Annotated in this window: 21 protein-coding genes; 6 read left to right on the top strand and 15 right to left on the bottom strand. The window is 63.7% G+C overall.

The genetic code is table 11. The annotated features are described in order from the left end of the window. Positions 1-42: 42 nt before the first annotated feature. The 4 genes from NKK52_RS03480 to NKK52_RS03465 form a co-directional block, all read right to left on the bottom strand. Positions 43-3,009 carry a bifunctional [glutamine synthetase] adenylyltransferase/[glutamine synthetase]-adenylyl-L-tyrosine phosphorylase gene (locus NKK52_RS03480; RefSeq protein WP_031204198.1) on the bottom strand — a complete coding sequence of 989 codons (2,967 nt, stop codon included), beginning with the start codon at positions 3,007-3,009 and terminating at the stop codon, positions 43-45. Continuing rightward, positions 3,009-4,484 (bottom strand): sensor histidine kinase, encoded by a 1,476-nt coding sequence (locus NKK52_RS03475; protein WP_023684525.1) that lies wholly within the window; start codon positions 4,482-4,484, stop codon positions 3,009-3,011. The genes NKK52_RS03480 and NKK52_RS03475 overlap by 1 nt, the downstream gene beginning before the upstream one ends. A gap of 107 nt (positions 4,485-4,591) precedes the next feature. Further along, a complete protein-coding gene (locus NKK52_RS03470; protein ID WP_023670185.1) occupies positions 4,592-5,266 on the bottom strand; it encodes a response regulator transcription factor in 675 nt (224 codons plus the stop codon). A gap of 252 nt (positions 5,267-5,518) precedes the next feature. After that, on the bottom strand, positions 5,519-7,072 hold the full coding sequence (locus NKK52_RS03465; RefSeq protein WP_023684526.1) for a Do family serine endopeptidase: 1,554 nt from the start codon (positions 7,070-7,072) through the stop codon (positions 5,519-5,521). A gap of 191 nt (positions 7,073-7,263) precedes the next feature. Here NKK52_RS03465 and NKK52_RS03460 point away from each other — a divergent pair, with 191 nt between their 5' ends. Together NKK52_RS03460 and NKK52_RS03455 are read left to right on the top strand one after the other, a co-directional pair. After that, positions 7,264-7,533, top strand: coding sequence for a CopG family ribbon-helix-helix protein (locus tag NKK52_RS03460; protein ID WP_023684527.1), 270 nt, complete (start codon positions 7,264-7,266; stop codon positions 7,531-7,533). Then, a complete protein-coding gene (locus tag NKK52_RS03455) occupies positions 7,530-7,838 on the top strand; it encodes a type II toxin-antitoxin system RelE/ParE family toxin (RefSeq protein WP_023670182.1) in 309 nt (102 codons plus the stop codon). The genes NKK52_RS03460 and NKK52_RS03455 overlap by 4 nt, the downstream gene beginning before the upstream one ends. On the opposite strand, the gene NKK52_RS03450 is transcribed toward NKK52_RS03455, so the two are convergent. The 8 genes from NKK52_RS03450 to NKK52_RS03415 form a co-directional block, all read right to left on the bottom strand. Beyond that, on the bottom strand, positions 7,835-8,299 hold the full coding sequence (locus NKK52_RS03450) for a cytochrome c-type biogenesis protein (protein ID WP_023684528.1): 465 nt from the start codon (positions 8,297-8,299) through the stop codon (positions 7,835-7,837). The genes NKK52_RS03455 and NKK52_RS03450 overlap by 4 nt on opposite strands. Next, positions 8,296-10,287 carry a heme lyase CcmF/NrfE family subunit gene (locus NKK52_RS03445; RefSeq protein ID WP_023684529.1) on the bottom strand — a complete coding sequence of 664 codons (1,992 nt, stop codon included), beginning with the start codon at positions 10,285-10,287 and terminating at the stop codon, positions 8,296-8,298. Before NKK52_RS03445 ends, NKK52_RS03450 begins: the two co-directional genes overlap by 4 nt. After that, positions 10,287-10,730 carry a cytochrome c maturation protein CcmE gene (ccmE, locus tag NKK52_RS03440; RefSeq protein ID WP_023684530.1) on the bottom strand — a complete coding sequence of 148 codons (444 nt, stop codon included), beginning with the start codon at positions 10,728-10,730 and terminating at the stop codon, positions 10,287-10,289. The genes NKK52_RS03445 and ccmE overlap by 1 nt, the downstream gene beginning before the upstream one ends. A gap of 3 nt (positions 10,731-10,733) precedes the next feature. After that, on the bottom strand, positions 10,734-11,888 hold the full coding sequence (gene ccmI, locus NKK52_RS03435; protein ID WP_023684531.1) for a c-type cytochrome biogenesis protein CcmI: 1,155 nt from the start codon (positions 11,886-11,888) through the stop codon (positions 10,734-10,736). 85 nt (positions 11,889-11,973) lie between these two features. Beyond that, positions 11,974-12,417 (bottom strand): RT0821/Lpp0805 family surface protein, encoded by a 444-nt coding sequence (locus NKK52_RS03430; RefSeq protein ID WP_023670177.1) that lies wholly within the window; start codon positions 12,415-12,417, stop codon positions 11,974-11,976. 174 nt (positions 12,418-12,591) lie between these two features. After that, a complete protein-coding gene (locus tag NKK52_RS03425) occupies positions 12,592-14,010 on the bottom strand; it encodes an ATP-binding protein (protein ID WP_023670176.1) in 1,419 nt (472 codons plus the stop codon). Beyond that, entirely contained in the window at positions 13,994-14,659 is a 666-nt protein-coding gene (locus NKK52_RS03420) for a response regulator transcription factor (RefSeq protein ID WP_023684532.1), read from the bottom strand. Before NKK52_RS03420 ends, NKK52_RS03425 begins: the two co-directional genes overlap by 17 nt. An 82-nt stretch (positions 14,660-14,741) precedes the next feature. Next, on the bottom strand, positions 14,742-15,002 hold the full coding sequence (locus NKK52_RS03415; protein WP_023670174.1) for a hypothetical protein: 261 nt from the start codon (positions 15,000-15,002) through the stop codon (positions 14,742-14,744). Between the two features lie 280 nt (positions 15,003-15,282). Between NKK52_RS03415 and NKK52_RS03410 the strand changes: the two genes are divergently transcribed. Continuing rightward, on the top strand, positions 15,283-15,669 hold the full coding sequence (locus tag NKK52_RS03410) for an ester cyclase (RefSeq protein WP_023684533.1): 387 nt from the start codon (positions 15,283-15,285) through the stop codon (positions 15,667-15,669). A gap of 6 nt (positions 15,670-15,675) precedes the next feature. Here the strand turns inward: NKK52_RS03410 and NKK52_RS03405 are convergent, their stop codons facing one another. Then, entirely contained in the window at positions 15,676-16,083 is a 408-nt protein-coding gene (locus tag NKK52_RS03405; RefSeq protein ID WP_023670173.1) for a DUF3168 domain-containing protein, read from the bottom strand. 217 nt (positions 16,084-16,300) lie between these two features. On the opposite strand from NKK52_RS03405, the gene NKK52_RS03400 reads away from it, so the two are divergent. Beyond that, a complete protein-coding gene (locus NKK52_RS03400) occupies positions 16,301-16,510 on the top strand; it encodes a hypothetical protein (RefSeq protein WP_023684534.1) in 210 nt (69 codons plus the stop codon). A 7-nt stretch (positions 16,511-16,517) separates the two neighbouring features. Then, complete coding sequence (locus tag NKK52_RS03395; RefSeq protein ID WP_023684535.1) at positions 16,518-16,709, top strand: hypothetical protein; 192 nt, start codon at positions 16,518-16,520, stop codon at positions 16,707-16,709. 43 nt (positions 16,710-16,752) lie between these two features. On the opposite strand, the gene NKK52_RS03390 is transcribed toward NKK52_RS03395, so the two are convergent. Both NKK52_RS03390 and NKK52_RS03385 read right to left on the bottom strand, forming a co-directional pair. Next, entirely contained in the window at positions 16,753-17,019 is a 267-nt protein-coding gene (locus NKK52_RS03390; RefSeq protein ID WP_023670170.1) for a DUF1488 family protein, read from the bottom strand. Next, positions 17,016-17,279: a hypothetical protein gene (locus NKK52_RS03385; RefSeq protein ID WP_023670169.1), complete on the bottom strand. Its 264-nt coding sequence runs from the start codon at positions 17,277-17,279 to the stop codon at positions 17,016-17,018. The genes NKK52_RS03390 and NKK52_RS03385 overlap by 4 nt, the downstream gene beginning before the upstream one ends. Before the next feature lie 247 nt (positions 17,280-17,526). Here NKK52_RS03385 and NKK52_RS03380 point away from each other — a divergent pair, with 247 nt between their 5' ends. Beyond that, positions 17,527-17,889, top strand: a complete 363-nt coding sequence (locus NKK52_RS03380) for a co-chaperone GroES (protein ID WP_023684536.1) — start codon at positions 17,527-17,529, stop codon at positions 17,887-17,889. Positions 17,890-17,907 lie beyond the last annotated feature (18 nt).

Genomic DNA, 17,907 nt, shown 5'->3' with positions numbered 1-17,907 from the left:
ACCCCCGATGCGATCCGAAACAGCCGCCAGCGCTTCACGCCCTCACAACCGTTTCGTACGAAGCAAAAGGTCGAAATCCTTTCTGACCTTTTGCGACGTCTCCTTGAGATGTGCTTCCAGCACACCGAAATCCGGCAGGTCAGTCACCGCCAGAAGCAGATCCGACAATCCCGGCGGAACGTCATCGCGTTCGAATGCGCCGGTGAGGCAAAGCCGCGTCATCTGGGTCAGCGCCAGATAGAGCTGGTAGGCTTCGAAAAGCTGCTGCCTGACGTCGGCCTCGGCGAAATCCGGCGACAGATGCGCCAGGATTTCGCCGGTCGCGGTCACCCTGCGGCCGGCTTCGACCTGCCCGGTTATAACCGCCACCTGCGCGATGAATTCGAGGTCGATGAGGCCGCCGGAGATGAGCTTGATGTCCCAGAGATCGCGCGGCGATTTTTCCTTCTCGATCAGCGCGCGCATCTCGGATGCCTCCGCCCTCACCTTGGCGGCGTCGCGCGGCAAGGCCAGAAGTGCCGCCACCTCGGCCTCGACCTCGGCGCAAAGGGCCGCGTCGCCGCCGATGGCGCGCCCCCGGGCCAGCGCCATGTGCTCCCAGGTCCAGGCCTCCTGGCGCTGGTATTTCTTGAAGGCATCGATGTGGGTGGCCACCGGCCCCTTGTTGCCGGATGGCCGCAAGCGCAGGTCGAGCTCGTAGAGAACGCCTTCGGCGGTCGGCGCCGAGACAGCCGCGATCAGCCGCTGCGTCATCCTGGTATAGTAGTGCGATGGTGCGAGCGGCTTGTCGCCGTCGGACTCGTCGGCATTCGCGTCGTGGTCGTAGAGCAGAATGAGGTCGACATCGGAGCCGGCGGTGAGCTCGCGGCTGCCGAGTTTGCCCATGCCGAGCAGCGACACGGTGCCGCCGGCGATGCGGCCATGACGCAGCGCGAATTCGGTGGTCACCGCCTGCAATGCGGCGTCGATGGTGAGGTCGGCGAGATCGGAAAAGGCGCGGCCGGCGCGCGCCGGGTCGATCGAGCCGGCGAGCAGCCTGACACCGATCAGGAATTTCTGCTCGGAGGCAAAGATGCGCAAACGGTCGAGCACGTCCTCATAAGCCCGGTCGCCTTCGATGAAAGCGGCCAACCGCGCTGAGAGATAGGCTCGGTTGGGCAGTTCGGCGAGCAGCGCCGGGTCGAGCAGGCCGTCGAAGACATGCGGGCGCCTTGTGATGATTGCCGCCAGCCGAGGCGCGGCGCCCATGATCGTCGCCATTAGTTTCAGCAGGGCGGGATTCGACTGCAGCAGCGAAAACAGCTGGATGCCGGCGGGCAGGCCGGCGAGGAATTCGTCGAAGCGAACCAGCGCCTCGTCGGCCCGGCGCGTCTGGCCGAAGGCTTTGAGCAGCGCCGGCGTCAGTTCGGTCAGCCGCTCGCGCGCTTCCGCAGACTGGGTGACGCGGTAGCGGCCGAAATGCCAGCCTCGAATCACGCGGCAGATGTCGCTTGGCCGCTGGAAGCCAAGGCCGTGCAAGGTCTGCAGCGTGTCGGGATCGTCGACATCGCCGGTGAAGACCAGATTGCCGACGCCGGCCGACAATTCAGGCGCGGTCTCGAACAGCGCGGCGTAATGGCGCTCGACCTCATGCAAAGCCGCGCGAAAGGTTTCGGCAAATCTGGCGGCATCGGCAAAGCCCAGCATATGGGCGATGCGTTCCAGCCCTTCATCATCGTCGGGCAGAATATGCGTCTGCTCGTCGGCGACCATCTGGATGGCGTGTTCGACGCGGCGCAGAAACCAATATTGCTGCGTGAGCGCGTCGCGTGCATCGGCGGTGATCCAGTTGCGCGCCGCCAGCGCACCCAGCATCGGCACCGTCTCGCGGCCGCGCAGCTCCGGAAAACGGCCGCCGGCGATCAGTTGCTGGGTCTGGACGAAGAATTCGATTTCGCGAATGCCGCCGCGGCCGAGCTTGACGTTGTGTCCTTTGACCGCGATCTCGCCATGACCCTTGTGGGCATGGATCTGGCGCTTGATCGAATGAACGTCGGCGATCGCCGCATAGTCCATGTATTTGCGCCAGACATAGGGCTGCAATTCCCGCAGGAACGCGTCCCCGGCATCGAGATCGCCGGCCACGGGACGCGCCTTGATCATGGCGGCGCGCTCCCAGTTCTGGCCGCGCGCCTCATAGTAGCGAAGTGCTGCCTCGACCGGGATCGCCAGCGGCGTCGAGCCTGGATCGGGACGAAGCCTCAAATCGGTGCGGAAGACATAGCCGTGCCCGGTGCGGTCCTGCAGGATGCGGACCAGCCTGCGGGTCAGGCGCGCAAACAGCTCTGTGGCCTCGAGCGGATCGACGATCGCCGGCGCATCCGGATCGAAGAAGACGACGAGGTCGATGTCGGAGGAGAAATTCAGTTCATGCGCGCCAAGCTTGCCCATGCCGAGCACGATCCAGCCGGATTGCCGTGACGGATTTTCGGGATCGGGCAATTTGAGCTTGCCTTGGCTGTGCGCCTCGCGCAGCAGGAAGTCGACCGCCGCGCAGGTGCAGGCATCGGCGAGATTGCTGAGGCGCCTTACCGTCAGCGCGGTATCGGCCTCGCCGGAGAGGTCTGCAAGTGCGATCAGGAAGTGAGCTTCACCCTTCCACTGCCTGAGTTCCATCATCAGGCTGGATTCGGAAACGGTCTCGGAAAAGGCGGCCTTGCCGATCGCTTCGGCGATGGCGAGCAGCCGAGCCTCGACACTGCCATCGAACAGCGCGTCGAGGATTTGCGGCCGGCGGCGCGCGACATCGCGGAGGAAAGGCGAGAGATCGAAGACCGCAGCGAGAAACTCCTGGGCCGCGCCCTTGCCTCCTAGGAATTTCGCCAGCCGCGGCAGGTTCTCGTCCTTGGCATCGCCAGCGATCTCCGACAGTTCACGCCGGGCGCGGGTCTCATCCAGCGGCGCGAGCTGCGCCGCCAGTTGCAGGCGCCATTCGGTCTCGATCCGTTTCTGCGCCATCCGCACCGCCATCAATGGTCCTCCCGCCCCGGGAAGCTCATGATAACGGACAATCCGGGATTGGCAGGCAGAAGTTCAAGCCGGCCATTGTGAAAAGTCATGATCGCCTTGGCGAGGCTGAGACCAAGGCCGGATCCCGGCTGCGAGCGGCTCTTTTCCAGCCGCACGAAGCGCTCGGTCGCCCTGGCGCGGTCGGCATCGTCGGGGATGCCATGGCCATTGTCGGAAACGGAAAGGCGGATTTCGTGACCGACGCGCTGCAGGGCTACGCGCACGGCAGGCTTTTCCGTCGCATCGGTCGAGTATTTGATGGCGTTGTCGACGATGTTCGACAGTGCCTGGCCGATCAGCTCGCGGTTGCCATCGACGGAAAAATTCCCGTCCGCGGCAGTTTCAAGCACCACGCCAGCCTCCTCCGCCACCGGCTCATAAAGCTCGACAACGTCATGCACCGCGGCAGCGAGATCGACCTTGCTGGTGCTCTCCGAGGAATAGCCGGCCTCCAGCCTGGAGATCATCAGGATGGCGTTGAAGGTTTTTATCAGCTGGTCGGATTCGGCGATGGTGCCTTCCAGCGCCAGCCGGTAGTCGGTGGTCTTGTGCTTGCCCGAAAGTGTGGCCTCGGCGCGGTTGCGCAGCCTGGTCAGCGGCGTCTTCAAATCATGGGCGATGTTGTCGGAGACCTGCTTCAGCCCTTCGTTCAGCGTCGCGATCCTGGCCAGCATGGTGTTGAGGTTTTCCGACAGGCGGTCGAACTCATCGCCGGCGCCGGTCACCGGCAGCCGTCCCGTGAGATCGCCGCCCATGATGCGGCGGCTTGCCTCCGAGACGCTGTCGATGCGCTTCAGCGCGGCGCGGCCGACAAGGAACCAGATCAGCAGCCCGCCCAGGCCCATCATGCCCAGCGCCAGCATCAGCGCGCGGCGGACGACGGCGCGGAAGCGCTCGGGCTCGCCGAGATCGCGGCCGACAAGCATGATCATCTGGTTGGGCAGCCGCAGCACCAGCGCGATGGCGTTGTGGCCCTTCTCGCCCTCGGACTGAATTTCGGTCTCGCCGGGCTGCGCGCCGTTCGGGTCGGCAGCCTGGTTGCGCTGCCGTTCGAGCTCACCTTCGCCGAAACGGCGATAGGAGAAGGGTTCGGTCGTCCAGCCATCGGTCTCGAGCACCCCCGGTGCCAGGCTCTGCACGTTGCCGGTGAGGATCTGGCCGTTGACATCGGCAATGAGATAGAGGTTGGCGCCGGGCTGGCGCGAGCGCTGCTCGACGACGCGCACCAGCCGCGGCAGGCCGCCGCTCTGATAGGCACGGGCGAGGCCGAGCACCTCGTCATTGATGGTCTGCTGGGTCTGGCCGGTCAGCATGCGGGCCGACAACGACGTCATGTAGAAGACCAGCAACACGGCACATAGCGCGAAAAGCAGGAAATAAAGCGCTGAAAGCCGCGCCGCCGTCGTCCTCATGATGGCCGGCAGGGAAAGGGCCATCGAGTTCTAGCTCATGATGAGATTTGGCTGAAATCTCATCATGACCTACCCCTTTGTTGGAGCATGATCTTCTCCAAAAACCGGTACCTACTTTTTGGGATCATGCTCTAGCCGCTCTTCAGCATATAGCCGGCGCCGCGAACCGTATGCAGGATCGGCTTGTCGAAACCCTTCTCGATCTTGCCACGCAGGCGCGAGACGTGAACGTCGATCACGTTGGTCTGCGGATCGAAATGATAGTCCCAGACATTTTCGAGCAGCATGGTGCGCGTCACCACCTGGCCGGCATGGCGCATCAGATATTCGAGCAGGCGGAATTCGCGCGGCTGCAGCGTGATCTCGCGCGCCGCGCGCTTGACCGAATGGGACAGCCGGTCAAGCTCGAGATCGCCGACCCGGTAGACGGTTTCGGCCTCCCTGGCGCTGGCGCGGCGGTTCAGCACCTCGACGCGGGCGAGCAATTCGGAAAAGGCATAGGGCTTGGTCAGATAGTCGTCCCCGCCGGCGCGCAGACCGGTGACGCGGTCATCGACTTCGCCCAGCGCCGACAGGATCAGCACCGGCGTGGTGTTGCCGCGCGAGCGCAGGCCGGCAATGACGGAGAGCCCGTCGCGGCGTGGCATCATGCGGTCGACGACCATCACGTCATAGTCGCCGGCATCGGCCAGCGCAAAGCCGGTTTCGCCGTCGCCGGCGACATGGGCGGTGTGCCCAGCCTCGGCAAAGGCCTTCTGCATATAGTCGGCCGCCTCGCGATCGTCTTCTATGACGAGAATCTTCATAGAGCCGTTATACGCGATTTCGCCGGAAGATTGAGGGGCGGCCATGAGCGCAAAAGCTTTCGTTCAAGCATGTCGTTTTGCCAAAACCGCCGTGCACTTTTGGGCGACATGCTTCGATGTTAGAGCGGCAGCGGGCGATGGGGCCCGCTGCCGCCGGGGGCAGAACACGATGACTGACTAACGCGTTCGGCCCCTTGCTTCCCGTGCGGCGGCTCGGGGGTGTTGAAACCGCCGCACTGGAACTGTGTGATGTCAGCCTTTGGCGACTGGCAGCGCGACGAAGCGGTTTGAATCGTCGCGGGTGATCTGCATCAGCACCGCCTTGCGGCCGGACTTGACCGCATCGGCCATCGCCTTGGTGACGTCGTCGGTGCCGTTCACCTCCGTCGAGTTGACCGAGGTGATGACATCGCCGGGCTGGATGCCGCGGTCGGCGGCATCGCTGTCGGGATCGACATCGGTCACCACCAGGCCCTTGCCGTTTTCCGACTTGGTGACGGTGAGGCCGAGATCGGCCAGCGCGGCGGGCTTTGCCGGTGCCGCGGGCTGCTGCGGGTCGGCCGAGGCCTGCTTGTCAGTGGATGGCAACGTGCCGAGATCGACCTTGATGGTCTGGCTCTTGCCGTCGCGCCACACCGTGACGTCGACCGACTTGCCGGGTGGGTAGGCGCCGATCAGACGAGCCAGTTCCTTCGGCGATGCGACGTCCTTGCCTTCGACCTGGGTGATCACGTCACCGGCGGTGATGCCGGCCTTCTTGCCGGGGCCACCGTCCTGGGCGCCCGAAACCAGAGCCCCGTTCTGCGACTTCAGGCCCAGCGATTCGGCGATGTCCGATGTAACCGGCTGGATTTCGACGCCGAGCCAGCCACGCTGCACCGAGCCGCTCTTCATCAGATCCTGCACCACCTGCTTGGCGGTCGAGGCCGGAATGTCGAAGGCGATGCCGACGCTTCCGCCCGACGGCGAGAAGATCGCGGTGTTGATGCCGACGACCTGGCCGTTGAGGTTGAAGGTCGGGCCGCCCGAATTGCCGCGGTTGACCGAAGCGTCTATCTGGATGAAGTCGTCGTAGGGACCGGCGCCGATATCACGGCCACGGGCCGAGACGATGCCGGCGGTGACGGTGCCGCCGAGGCCGAACGGATTGCCGACGGCCACCACCCAGTCGCCGACGCGAACCTTGGAATCGTCGGCGAAATCGACATAGGTGAACTTGCCGACGCCATCGACCTTGAGCACCGCCAGATCGGTGCGCGGATCGGTGCCGATCAGCTTGGCGTCAAGCTCCTTGCCGTCATTCATCACCACTGTGAAGGCGGAGCCTTCCTCGACGACATGGTTGTTGGTGACGAGATAGCCGTCATCGGAGATGAAGAAGCCAGAACCCTGCGCCACCGGACGCGGCTGGTCGTTGTTATGGTCGCGGTGGCTGAAGCGACGATTGCCGCCGTCATGGCCGTTCTGATCGCCAAAGCCGCGGAATTGCTTGAAGAACTGGCGCAGCTGCGGATTGTCGGGCAGGTTGTTCATGCCGTCCGGATCGTCGGACTGGTCGGAGCCGTCATCGGCGGCAGGCTCGATCTTGGCCTTGACCTTGACGCTGACCACGGCCGGCGAAACGCGCTCGACGACGTCGGCAAAGCCCGGCACCTGGGGCGCTTCGACTCGCACGGCGTCGGCCAGAACGGGAGCTGTACCAGTGGCAACGGCGCCGAAACCGATGCCGCCGGCAATGGCCAGCGAAGCGGCGGCGGCCAACAGGCGTTTGCGGGTGCGGGAATATGGGTTGGGGGCGATAGTCATGGGTCTCGTATCCTCTTTTCACTGGATGCGGCTCAGGCAGAGCATCCTCGGACAAGAGAAATAGAGAGGCGCACATTACGGCGCCATTTCCGGTGCATGAAAGTTTTGTAATGTTGGGCGGTCGCACAAATCGCTTGGTTGCGCTCGCCTGCTGCCCTATGGTGTACACAACTCAGCACAAGGCTTTCACAATGACAGCAAGCACCACCATGACCATTCGAGTCTCGTCCGAGACCAAGCTGAAGCTGGAGCAGATCGCTACCGATACCAGGCGTAGTAAATCGTTCCTCGCCGCCGAGGCGGTCTCAGCCTATGTCGATCGCGAGCTGGATATCATCGAAGGCATAAAACGTGGCATGGCCGACGCAGAGGCTGGCCGTGTCGTGCCCCACGACGACGCCATGGCGGAGCTCGACGCGGTAATCGAAGCAGCGAAAGCCAGGCGCGCAGGCAAGGCGTGAAGCGGTTCGTCACCTGGTCGCGAGAAGCGCTGGACGATCTCACGCAGCAAGTTGCCTTTATCGCTCAGGACAATCCTGCCGCCGCCCGACGCCTCGCGGACCGTATCCGTGAAATGGGCCGGGGCCTTGGTGATATGGCGACGGGCCGACCTGGCCGGGTAACAGGCACTTATGAGAAGCCCATCGGCCGCCTGCCCTACATCATTGCCTATGAATTGCGCCTGATCGCCGGCCGTCAGAGCATTGTTATCCTGCGCGCCATCCACACGTCGCGGGACTGGCCTTTGGAGGAATGGCCGAGCTAGTCGCTCAGCATCTTGTCCAGCGCCGCCTGTTCCTCGGCGCTCAGCGCCTTGGTTGCCAACGAGCAGCGGGAGCGTGTGGTCAGCACAATGTAAATGCCGCCGACTAGAAGCAGAAGCACCGGCGTGCCCCAAAGCAAGGCGTTGCGCGGGCTGAAGCGCGGCTTCAACAGCACGAACTCGCCGTAGCGCGACACGATATAGTCCATCACCTGCTGGTCGGTATCGCCGGCAACCAGGCGCTGGCGCACCAGGATGCGCAGGTCGCGGGCGAGGTCTGCATCGGATTCGTCGATGGACTGGTTCTGGCAGACCATGCAGCGCAGGCCTTCCGACAGGAGCCGCGCCCTCGCCTCGAGCGCCGGATCGGTGAGAACCTCGTCCGGTTTCACCGCTTGCGCGGCGCCGGCAAACAGCAGCGCCAGAAGCAGGGTGAGCGAGGCCAACGAGAACCTGGTGCTCACGGCGCGCCTGCCGACGGCATGGAGGCTGCCTGCTTGCGGCGGCGCGAGGGTGCGCCAACCCGCAGGCGACGGTCGAGCAGCGACATTGCGGCTCCCGCCATCATCACCAGAGCTCCGCCCCAGATCAGCGTCACCAGCGGCTTCCACCACAGGCGCACCACGACGGATCCATCGGTGCCTTCATCGCCCAGCGACAGATAGAGCTGGTTGAAGCCGATCGTCTCGATGCCGGATTCGGTCGTCGTCGTCTGCCGCACCGGAAAGAAGCGCTTGGCCGAGGTGATTTCGGCTGAAACGCCGCCATCGGCGCCGATCAGGGAAAAGCGGCCGCGCTGCTCGCTGTAGTTCGGACCCTGCGCCGGGAAGAGGCCGTCGAAACGCAGCGTGTGGCCGGAGAGTTCGACGCTCTCGCCGGCATGCATCGACAGTATCCTTTCGGTGCCGAAGCACAGCGTGCCGACAATGCCGAGCGTCGTCAGCCCGAGGCCGAGATGGGCAAGTGCAGTGCCGAACACCGAACGCGGCAGGCCGGCGAAACGGCGCAGCATGATGGCGTGCGACACATTGCCAAAGCCGGACTTGACGGCGAGGTCGGTGAGCGCGCCGCAGACCAGCCAGCAGGCGAGGCCGACACCAAGGGCGGCGAACACCGACGCGCCGTCGATGAACAGCCCGGTGACCAGCATCGCCAGGAGAGCGGCGCCGAAAGCCGCCATCAAGCGCTGGGCGACGGCATAGAGGTCACCGCGCTTCCAGGCGAGCAATGGTCCGAAAGGAACCACGACCAGCAGCGGCACCATCAGCGGGCCGAATGTCAGGTTGAAGAAGGGGGCGCCGACTGAGATCTTGCCGGCCGAAAGCGCTTCGACCGCCAGCGGATAGAGCGTGCCGACCAGCACGGTGGCCGTGGCCGTGGTCAGGAACAGATTGTTGAGGACGAGTGCGCCTTCGCGCGAGATCGGGTGGAACAGGCCGCCGGCGGTCAGCCGCGAGGCGCGCAGCGCAAACAGGGCCAGCGAGCCGCCGATGAACAGCGTCAAAATGCACAGGATGAAGATGCCGCGGGTCGGATCGGTGGCGAAAGCATGCACCGAGGTCAGCACGCCGGAGCGCACCAGGAAGGTGCCGAGCAGCGACAGCGAGAAGGTGAGGATGGCAAGCAGCAGCGTCCAGATCTTGAGCGCCGAACGCTTCTCCATGACGATCGCCGAATGCAGAAGAGCCGTGCCGGCCAGCCACGGCATAAAGGAGGCGTTTTCGACCGGATCCCAGAACCAGAAGCCGCCCCAGCCGAGCTCGTAGTAGGCCCAGTAGGAGCCCATCGCGATGCCGCCGGTGAGGAACATCCAGGCGACCAGCGTCCACGGCCGCACCCAGCGCGCCCAGGAGGCATCGATGCGGCCTTCGATGAGGGCGGCGACCGAGAAGGAAAAGCAGATAGAGAACCCGACATAGCCGAGATAGAGCAGCGGCGGATGGATGGCGAGGCCAAGATCCTGCAGGACCGGGTTGAGATCGCGGCCCTCGATCGGCGCCGGATTGAGCCGGGTGAACGGATTGGATGTCGCCAGGATGAACAGGAAGAAGGTGGCGCCGATAGCCCCCTGCACGGCCAGCACATTGGCGCGCAGCGTCGCCGGCAAATTGGAGCCGAAGACGGCGACCAGCGCACCGAAGAAGGTCAGGATCAGCACCCAGAGCAGCATCGAGCCTTCGTGATTGCCCCAGGTTCCGGTGATCTTGTAGATCAGCGGCTGCAGCGAATGCGAGTTTTCCCACACACTCGCCACCGAGAAATCGGAACTTGCATAGGCGCCGGCGAGTGCTGCGAACGATAGCGCCGTGAGCGCGAAGCCTGTGACCGTGACGGGACCGCCGACAGCCATCAGCCTCTGGTTGCCGGTACGGGCGCCGATGAGCGGCACCAGCGTCTGCACCAGCGACAGCACAAAGGCGAGGACGAGCGCGAAGTGTCCGGTCTCAACCATTACTCACTCTTGCTCTCTTGCCACACGCCCTTGGCCTTCAGCCCGTCAGCGACTTCCTTGGGCATGTAGCGCTCGTCATGCTTGGCCAGCACGCTGTCGGCGACGAAAACGCCGTCGGCGCCAAAGCTGCCTTCGGTGATGACGCCCTGCTCCTCGCGGAACAGATCGGGCAGGATGCCGGTATAGCTGACCTTGACCGATTTGTGCGTGTCGGTGACCGAGAACGCAACCGTCGCGCCGTGCCCGCGCACGACCGTGCCCTTTTCCACGAGGCCGCCGAGCCTGATGCGCTGTCGGGGCTGCAAGCTGGCGGTGGTCAGATCGGCGGGCATATAGAAATAGGAGGCTTTCTGGCCCAACGCATAGAAGGTCAGCCCGGTGGCGGCGCCGAGGAAGGCCAGACCTCCGACAATCACCGACAATCGCTTCTGCTTGCGCGTCATGTCCTACTCCGTCGCCGTCAGGCCGAGCGAGGCGGCGAAGGCGGCGAAATTCTTCGCTTCCTCACTGTCGGCGCCAAACACGGCAATACCGCGATGCAGCGCGTCGCGCGCCTGGTCAGCCTTGCCCAGCACAACATAGGAACGAATGAGCCGCATCCATCCTTCCTCGTCGCGCGGATTTTGCCGCAATTTTTCGTCGAGGCCGGCGACCATGGTTTCGATCATGGCCTGCCTGTCCTGCGGCGCCATCGACGAGGCGGCATCGACGGCTGCGGCGTCGGGGCCTTTGGCGGGCTCTCCTGACGCGACGCTGCGGTTGGCGGCCTCGGCCAGTGCCTGTTGGACAGCTCCGCGCCATGGCGAATCCTGCGGCAGGGAATCGAGCATTTTCTGCCAAGCCGTGGTTGCCTCGGGTATGCGGCCTTCCTGGGCCAGCGCCATCGCCAAATAGAACGAGGCTTTCGCGTTTGCCGGGTCGAGTTTTAGCGCCTGTTCGAAAGCGGATTGCGCATCGGCCGAAACGATGCCGCCGGCCGCATTGGCAATCGCTTCGCCGAGACCGGCCTCGCGGGCAGCCGTGTCGCCATCGAGGCGGATGGCATTGCGATAGGCGGTCACGGCATCGGGAAAGCGCTGCAGGCGCAGATAGATCGGGGCGAGCACGTCCCAGCCGCGTCCATCGCCAGGGTTGGCGGCAAGATGGGCCTCGGCGCGCGCCACCAACTCGTCGACCGAACTATCGGCCGGATTCTTGGCCAGCCGTTCGGCAAGCGGCTGCGACGGCAGATCCGGCGAGCCGAGCTGGCTGTACAGGCCCCAGCTGAGCAGCGGGACCACCAGCACCGCTGATGTTGCCATCAACCTGGCCGCCCTCGACGGCTGCCGCGCGCCAGGTGCATCGGCTTGACCGACATTGGCTTGACCAACATCTCCCAGGCGAAGGATGCGGCGGGCGATTTCGGCGCGCGCCTCCTCGGCTTCCGCCGGCTGGATCAGGCCGCGCGCGGCGTCACGCTCGAGCTCGGCCAATTGATCGCGATAGACTTCGAGGTCATGGTCGCTGCTGGTCGGAGCGTCCGTGCCGCCGCCGGTCAGCGGCAGCAGCACCGCCAGGCTTGCGCCCAGCGTGAGGAGTGCGGCTATGACCCAGAACAGCATGGTTCTTCCAATAGAGCGAGAGCCCTGCTCTCACAACATGAGGTCGCTGCGACGCTTTGACGGGATTCCGACCCCGGCCCAATGTTCAGGTCAGCGGCGTCCAGCTGCCGTCGGCGTTGCGGCATGCGGTGCCCCGCGCGGTCTGGCCGCCCGTGCCGGTAAACACCGTATGGGTGTACTGGCGGCAATCCTGCGAGCCGACGCGGTAGGGCTGGGCCGCGACGACTTCGCCGGAATGGGCCGAACTGTCGCCCTTCCAGGTCACCTTCTGGCCGCTCGCGGTATATTCGAGCGCCTTGTACTCCGCCTCGAGCGCCTTGCGCTTCTCGGTGCTGGTCAGGCCGCTGCCGATCGACCCGCCGACGAGCCCGCCAGCCATGGCCGAGATGATCGTCGTCGCGACCTTGGCACCCGAGGGAGGTGACGCGGGCGGATTGGTGATGGAGATATCCGGGCCACTGCCCTTGCCCAGCGTTCCGCAGCCGGAAAGAGCGAGCAGTGCGGAAACGAGCGCAACGCGAATCTTCATGCCAACAACCGGTTTTCTTGAACGGGATGCGCTGGGGGCCGCGTCATCGGGGGCGTCAGGACGTCATACTATTGACATTTGTCGGAAATTTGGCCGTTTTTAACGGCTTTTGTGCAATCGAGGGGCCGCCATAACACAGGCATTCGGCCGTGTCGATTGGCCCTGGGCAGTACATCATTGCAAGCTCCGCAAGCGCACAACCGCCTTCAGCCCGCCCATCGTGGAGCGTTCCAGCGCCAGCGCCCCCCCATACTCGTTGACGAGGTCGGCAACGATGGCAAGTCCGAGCCCGGTTCCCGGCTTTGTCTCGTCGAGGCGCCGGCCGCGTTTCAAGACATCGCGGGCCTTGTCCTCGGGGATGCCGGGACCGTCATCCTCGATCGATAGCTCGAACAGGCCGGCTGCGGCCGGCGTGACGGATACGGCAACAGTGCTCTTCGCCCATTTCATCGCATTGTCGAGAAGGTTGCCGAGCAGTTCCTCCAAATCCTCGCGCTCGCCAGCAAAGACGATGTCGGCCGCCGGCAGCGTAAGCGACAGGCTGACATCAGGCTTGAGTTTTTGCAGCACGCGCACCATGCGCTGCACCAGCGGCGTCACCGGCGTGCGGTAGACGACGCTGTCGCGCTGCGCCGCGACCCGTGCCCGCTGCAGGTAGTGGTCGACCTGTTTCTGCATCGACGCCGCCTGGTCGGCGATGAGCTGGCCCTTGGCGCCGCCTAGAGCCCGGCCCTCATTGATCAGCACGGCGAGCGGCGTCTTCAGCGAATGGGCAAGGTTGCCGACCTGCGTACGCGAGCGCTCGACGATGCGCTTGTTGTTTTCGATCAGCGCATTGGTTTCGTTGGCGAGCGGCTCGATCTCGGCGGGAAACCGGCCATCGAGCCGCTGCGCCGTGCCTTCGCGCACCTGGGCAAGCGCGTTGCGAACCCGGCGCAAGGGCTGGAGGCCGAGCAGGATAGCGATCGCATTGATGGCGATCATGCCGACGCCGAACAGGCTGAGATAGGTCAACAGGCGGCCCTGGAAGGTGGCGATCTCGTGCTCGAGCTCGGTCTTGTTGCCCATCACGCGGAAGCGCGCGGCGCGGTTCTTGGCATCGAGGACGAATTCGCTTTCGAACACTTGCAGTTCCTCGTCACCGATGCCGTCGGTGGAATAGCTGCGCTGGAAACTGGAATTGAAAGGCACCTCGGCAACGGTCGGCGACGGGATCGTCGTGGTCATCGAGGACGAATGAAGGTTGCCGTGCACGCCTTCGGAAGCCGGCTCCACCGACCAGTACCAGCCCGAATTCGGCTCCGAGAAGCGCAGGTCGCCAAGGTCGGGAGCGCCGGTGAGCTGGCCGGTTTCGGAAACGCCGACGGAGCCGATCAAATTGAACAGATGCGCCGACAGCAGGCTGTCGAAGCCGCGCTCGCTGGCCTGGCGGTAGAGCGTGGTGATCAGAGTGAAGATGACGATCAGGGTGAGGATCGCCCAGATCGTGGAAAAGCCGATGACGCGGAAGGCCAGCGAGCGAGGCCAGAGCCGCGCCGAAAAAGGCTTCCTTGCTGGTATGGGGAGCGGTTCCGCCTTACGCCTCCGGCTCACGCATGCGATAGCCCATGCCGCGCACGGTTTCGATCATGTCGATGCCCATCTTCTTGCGCAGCCGGCCGACAAAGACCTCGATGGTGTTGGAATCGCGGTCGAAATCCTGGTCGTAGAGATGCTCGACCAGCTCGGTGCGCGACACCACCTCGCCCATATGGTGCATCAGATACGCCAGCAGGCGGAACTCATGCGAGGTCAGCTTCAGCGGCACGCCGTTGACATCGGCCTTGGAGGCCTTGGTGTCGAGGCGCAGCGGCCCGCAAGTGAGCTCGGACGAGGCATGGCCGGCGGCGCGGCGGATCAGCGCCCTCACCCTGGCCAGCACCTCCTCGATGTGGAACGGCTTGGTGACATAGTCGTCGGCGCCGGCATCGATGCCCGACACCTTGTCGCTCCAGCGGTCGCGCGCTGTCAGGATCAGCACCGGCATCTTGCGGCCGTTGCGGCGCCAGCGCTCGACGACGCCGATGCCGTCCATCTGCGGCAGGCCTATGTCGAGCACGACGGCATCGTAGGGCTCGGTGTCGCCGAGGAAATGCCCCTCCTCGCCGTCATAGGAGCGGTCGACCACATAGCCGGCATCGACCAGCGCGTCGGCCAGCTGCCGGTTGAGATCCTTGTCATCTTCGACGACGAGTACGCGCATGATCGGTCAGGCCTGTTGATGTGTCAGATATAGGCCGATTCCGGTGGTCTGGGAAACGAGCCCTGCAAGGGGGAAGATTGGATCAGTTCGCCGGGACGACGATCTCGGAGCGGCGCGGACGCTGGCCGTCCTTGCCCGGCACAAGCACGACGATGACGCAGACCTCCTGGCCGCCACGCGTCGTCTGCGAAGCCTTGGCCAGCGTGCCGCCATTCTGCTCGGCAACCTGCTGGCCGATCGCGTAGCAATCCGCCGCGGCTGCCGGCGTCGCTTGCGACGCCAACAGGCCGGCCGCTGTGAGCGCCAGTATCGCGGTTCTGACATGAGAGCGAAGCGTTTTCATGGTCGGCGTTGTAACGCAACTGTGCTGAACGTGAAATGAACGGTGAACGGGTGAAAATCCATCCCCGCAATACCCCCTGCGCGCGCAACGAATGAATGCGATCCTACCGCCCAGTCCCTCAGACCGGGCAATGGATTCATAACCGGAAAACCGGCTGCGCGGCTATGGTGTTTGCGCGCAGGTTCTCAATTCGCAGCCAGATTGGGAACAGGTCAAGGCGAGACCATTCTGAAGGGCCGCCCTAAATAGCGCGGGAAACGCCAAATCATCGGAGTGCGCCATGACGGATAAAGACCTTGCCGACCTTTACCGGGGCTATATCGCTTGCCTGAATGCCCAGGACTGGGCGAAACTTGGAGACTTTGTCGGCGACGAGGTGCAGCACAATGGCGAAATGCTCGGCCTGTCGGGTTATCGCCGTATGCTCGAAGGCGATTTCGAGGCGATTCCCGACCTCCGCTTCAACATCGAACTGCTGGTCTGCCAGCCGCCGCGCGTGGCGGCGCGCCTGCATTTCGACTGTCATCCCAAGGGCGTGCTGTTCGGCCTGCCGGTGAACGGCAAGCGCGTGTCGTTCGCTGAGAATGTTTTCTACGAATTCGGAGAGGGTCGCATCCGCGAGGTGTGGTCAGTCATCGACAAGGCCGAGATCCAGGCGCAGATCTAGGTTGCTTCAATCACTTTGTTCGGTGAGAGCGCGTATCCGCAGCACCCCGTGGTAGAGCGCCAGGTCCTCGTCGTAGCGGGCCTCGGCGAACTCCAGCGACAGGCGGGTCTGGTCGCGCGAGCCGGTGGCGAAAGCGGCGCCGTCAAGGCGCGCCCGGATGCTGTCCATAATCAGACGCGTCTCGGCCTCGCCTTGCGCCTTCGACCAGACATGCAGCGTGATGAGCTGGTCGTCATCATTGTCGGCGCCGGTGTCCAGATCGAATGCGCTGGTCCTGCCATAGGTCACATAAGGGAAGGCGGCACTGTCGGCCGCCTGCTCGCGCAACCCGGCGCCGCCGAGCAGCGCCGTCAGCGAGGCATCGCTCTTCAATCTCATGAACAAGGCTTGCAGCAAATCGCCGGGCGCCGTCATCGTCGTCTCCGTTCGCCTGTCACGCTTTGAACAACCTCAGTTTCGCGCGCAACCTAACCGCGTTGCACGGATTTCGCCAGATGACGATCCGCCTGATGGAAGGCGGCGAATCGGGCGGCATGGCCCTTTCACGGACCGGGTTCTATTTGGCATGCGGGGAGTTTCAAGAAGGGTGTTATGAGGAGCCCTGTTTTCTCCGGCAATTCGAGGTCATTTCATGCGAACGCCACCGCTGCTGCCGGCTTTTGGAAAGCTCTGCGTCAAGCCCCCGGTCGCGATTGCGGCAGCACCCGCCCTGTCGAAGAGCACCGTGGCCCTGCGCATGCGCGAGATACTTTCAATGCATGGCGGCCTGGCCTTGAAGCTGTCGGTGGTGGCCTGGACAATCCTGATCCTGGCGGCGGCATTTTTCATGTCAAAGGCCTGATGCCGATATGACAAACCGCTACGCGTTGCGCATGGACGAGCCCGAGAGCTGGACTATCTTCGACATCTTCACCGGCCAGCCTGTCGAGCTTAAGCAACAGGTAATGGTGGCCATGAATTTGCGCGATGCGGAAGCGATGGCCGACCGCCTGAACAGCCGGGACGTCAAGCGGCGGGCAAAAGCCGACCGCAAGTCCTGACGCACGCTGATCTCAGCCGCTCTGATTGCAAGACGAACGCGCGCTAACCGAAATCCGCGGCTGTGAGCACATATATGCTCTTGCGGGTGCGGGCGTAGGCCTTGCTGGCAATGTCATGGATGGAGCTGGACGCGGTGTCGAAAGCCGCCAGATAGGTGGCTTCCGCGGTCGCCGTCCCTGATGGCGCCTTCGAGAGGGCATCGGCTGCGACAGAGAAGGAAATCTGGAACATGCCGTCGTGGCCGACAAAGCGGATGCGCTTGCCGGCCTCGTCATAGAAGCGACTTGGATTGGGGAATGTCAGGCTCATGACGTGCCCCCCTTCGGCGCGGCGGCGGCTTTCTTGACTGTCGCCCGCTTCTTCTTCGGTGTCGGGTTCAAGGCTTCCGCGACGCGGTCGGCCTCTTCCTTGGCCAGGCGCAATTCCCTGAGCCTTGCTGTCTTGATCTCCCTGGCCCTCGCTTCGGACATGTAGTCGGAGGTTGCCTTGTTGCGCTCGGCCGTCTTCTTCTGCTTGTCCATGAAGCGGGCTTCAGCTTTTTCCATGATGCTCTGATTGCCTTCGGCCATCGCCTAAATCTCCTTCGTGCCTGAAATTGTGAAATCGAACTTACGATATAAATAGTCACTTTTGCCTCGAAATTCAATTTTTTGAAATATCTAGGCGCCTCGCGACGTTTCGAACCCTGCAGACATCATAATACTTTTTAATATTTAATTCTGGCCACGAATAATTTTTGGCACTCCTATCTATCGAGTGCCAACACGCCTATAAGAACGGCGCGGTCGCCTATGCCGGCCCCAGAAAGAAGTTCTCATGAAGTTTCGGCCACTCCACGACCGCGTCGTCATCCGGCGCGCCGAAGGCGATGTCAAATCCAAGGGCGGCATCATCATTCCCGACAATGCCAAGGAAAAGCCGCAGGAAGGCGAAGTCATCGCCGTTGGGCCGGGCGCACGCGACGAAAACGGCGCGCTTGTTCCGCTCGAAGTCAAGGCCGGCGACTTTATCCTGTTCGGCAAATGGTCGGGCACCGAGGTCAAGATCGACGGCGAGGACCTGCTGATCATGAAGGAAGCCGACATTATGGGCGTCATCGACAAGAGCGAGACGGCCGCTATCGGCAAGAGCGGGACGGTCGTCACCGAGAAGAGCGTCAAAGCCAAGAAGGCTGCCTGACCGGCCTGGCTTTGCCAG

Origin of the sequence: Mesorhizobium sp. C277A, assembly GCF_040324395.1 — a bacterium.
Classification (GTDB): Bacteria; Pseudomonadota; Alphaproteobacteria; order Rhizobiales; family Rhizobiaceae; genus Mesorhizobium.
The sequence above is the reverse complement of the archived record's forward strand: the minus strand, read 5'-3'. Positions and strand labels throughout refer to the sequence as shown.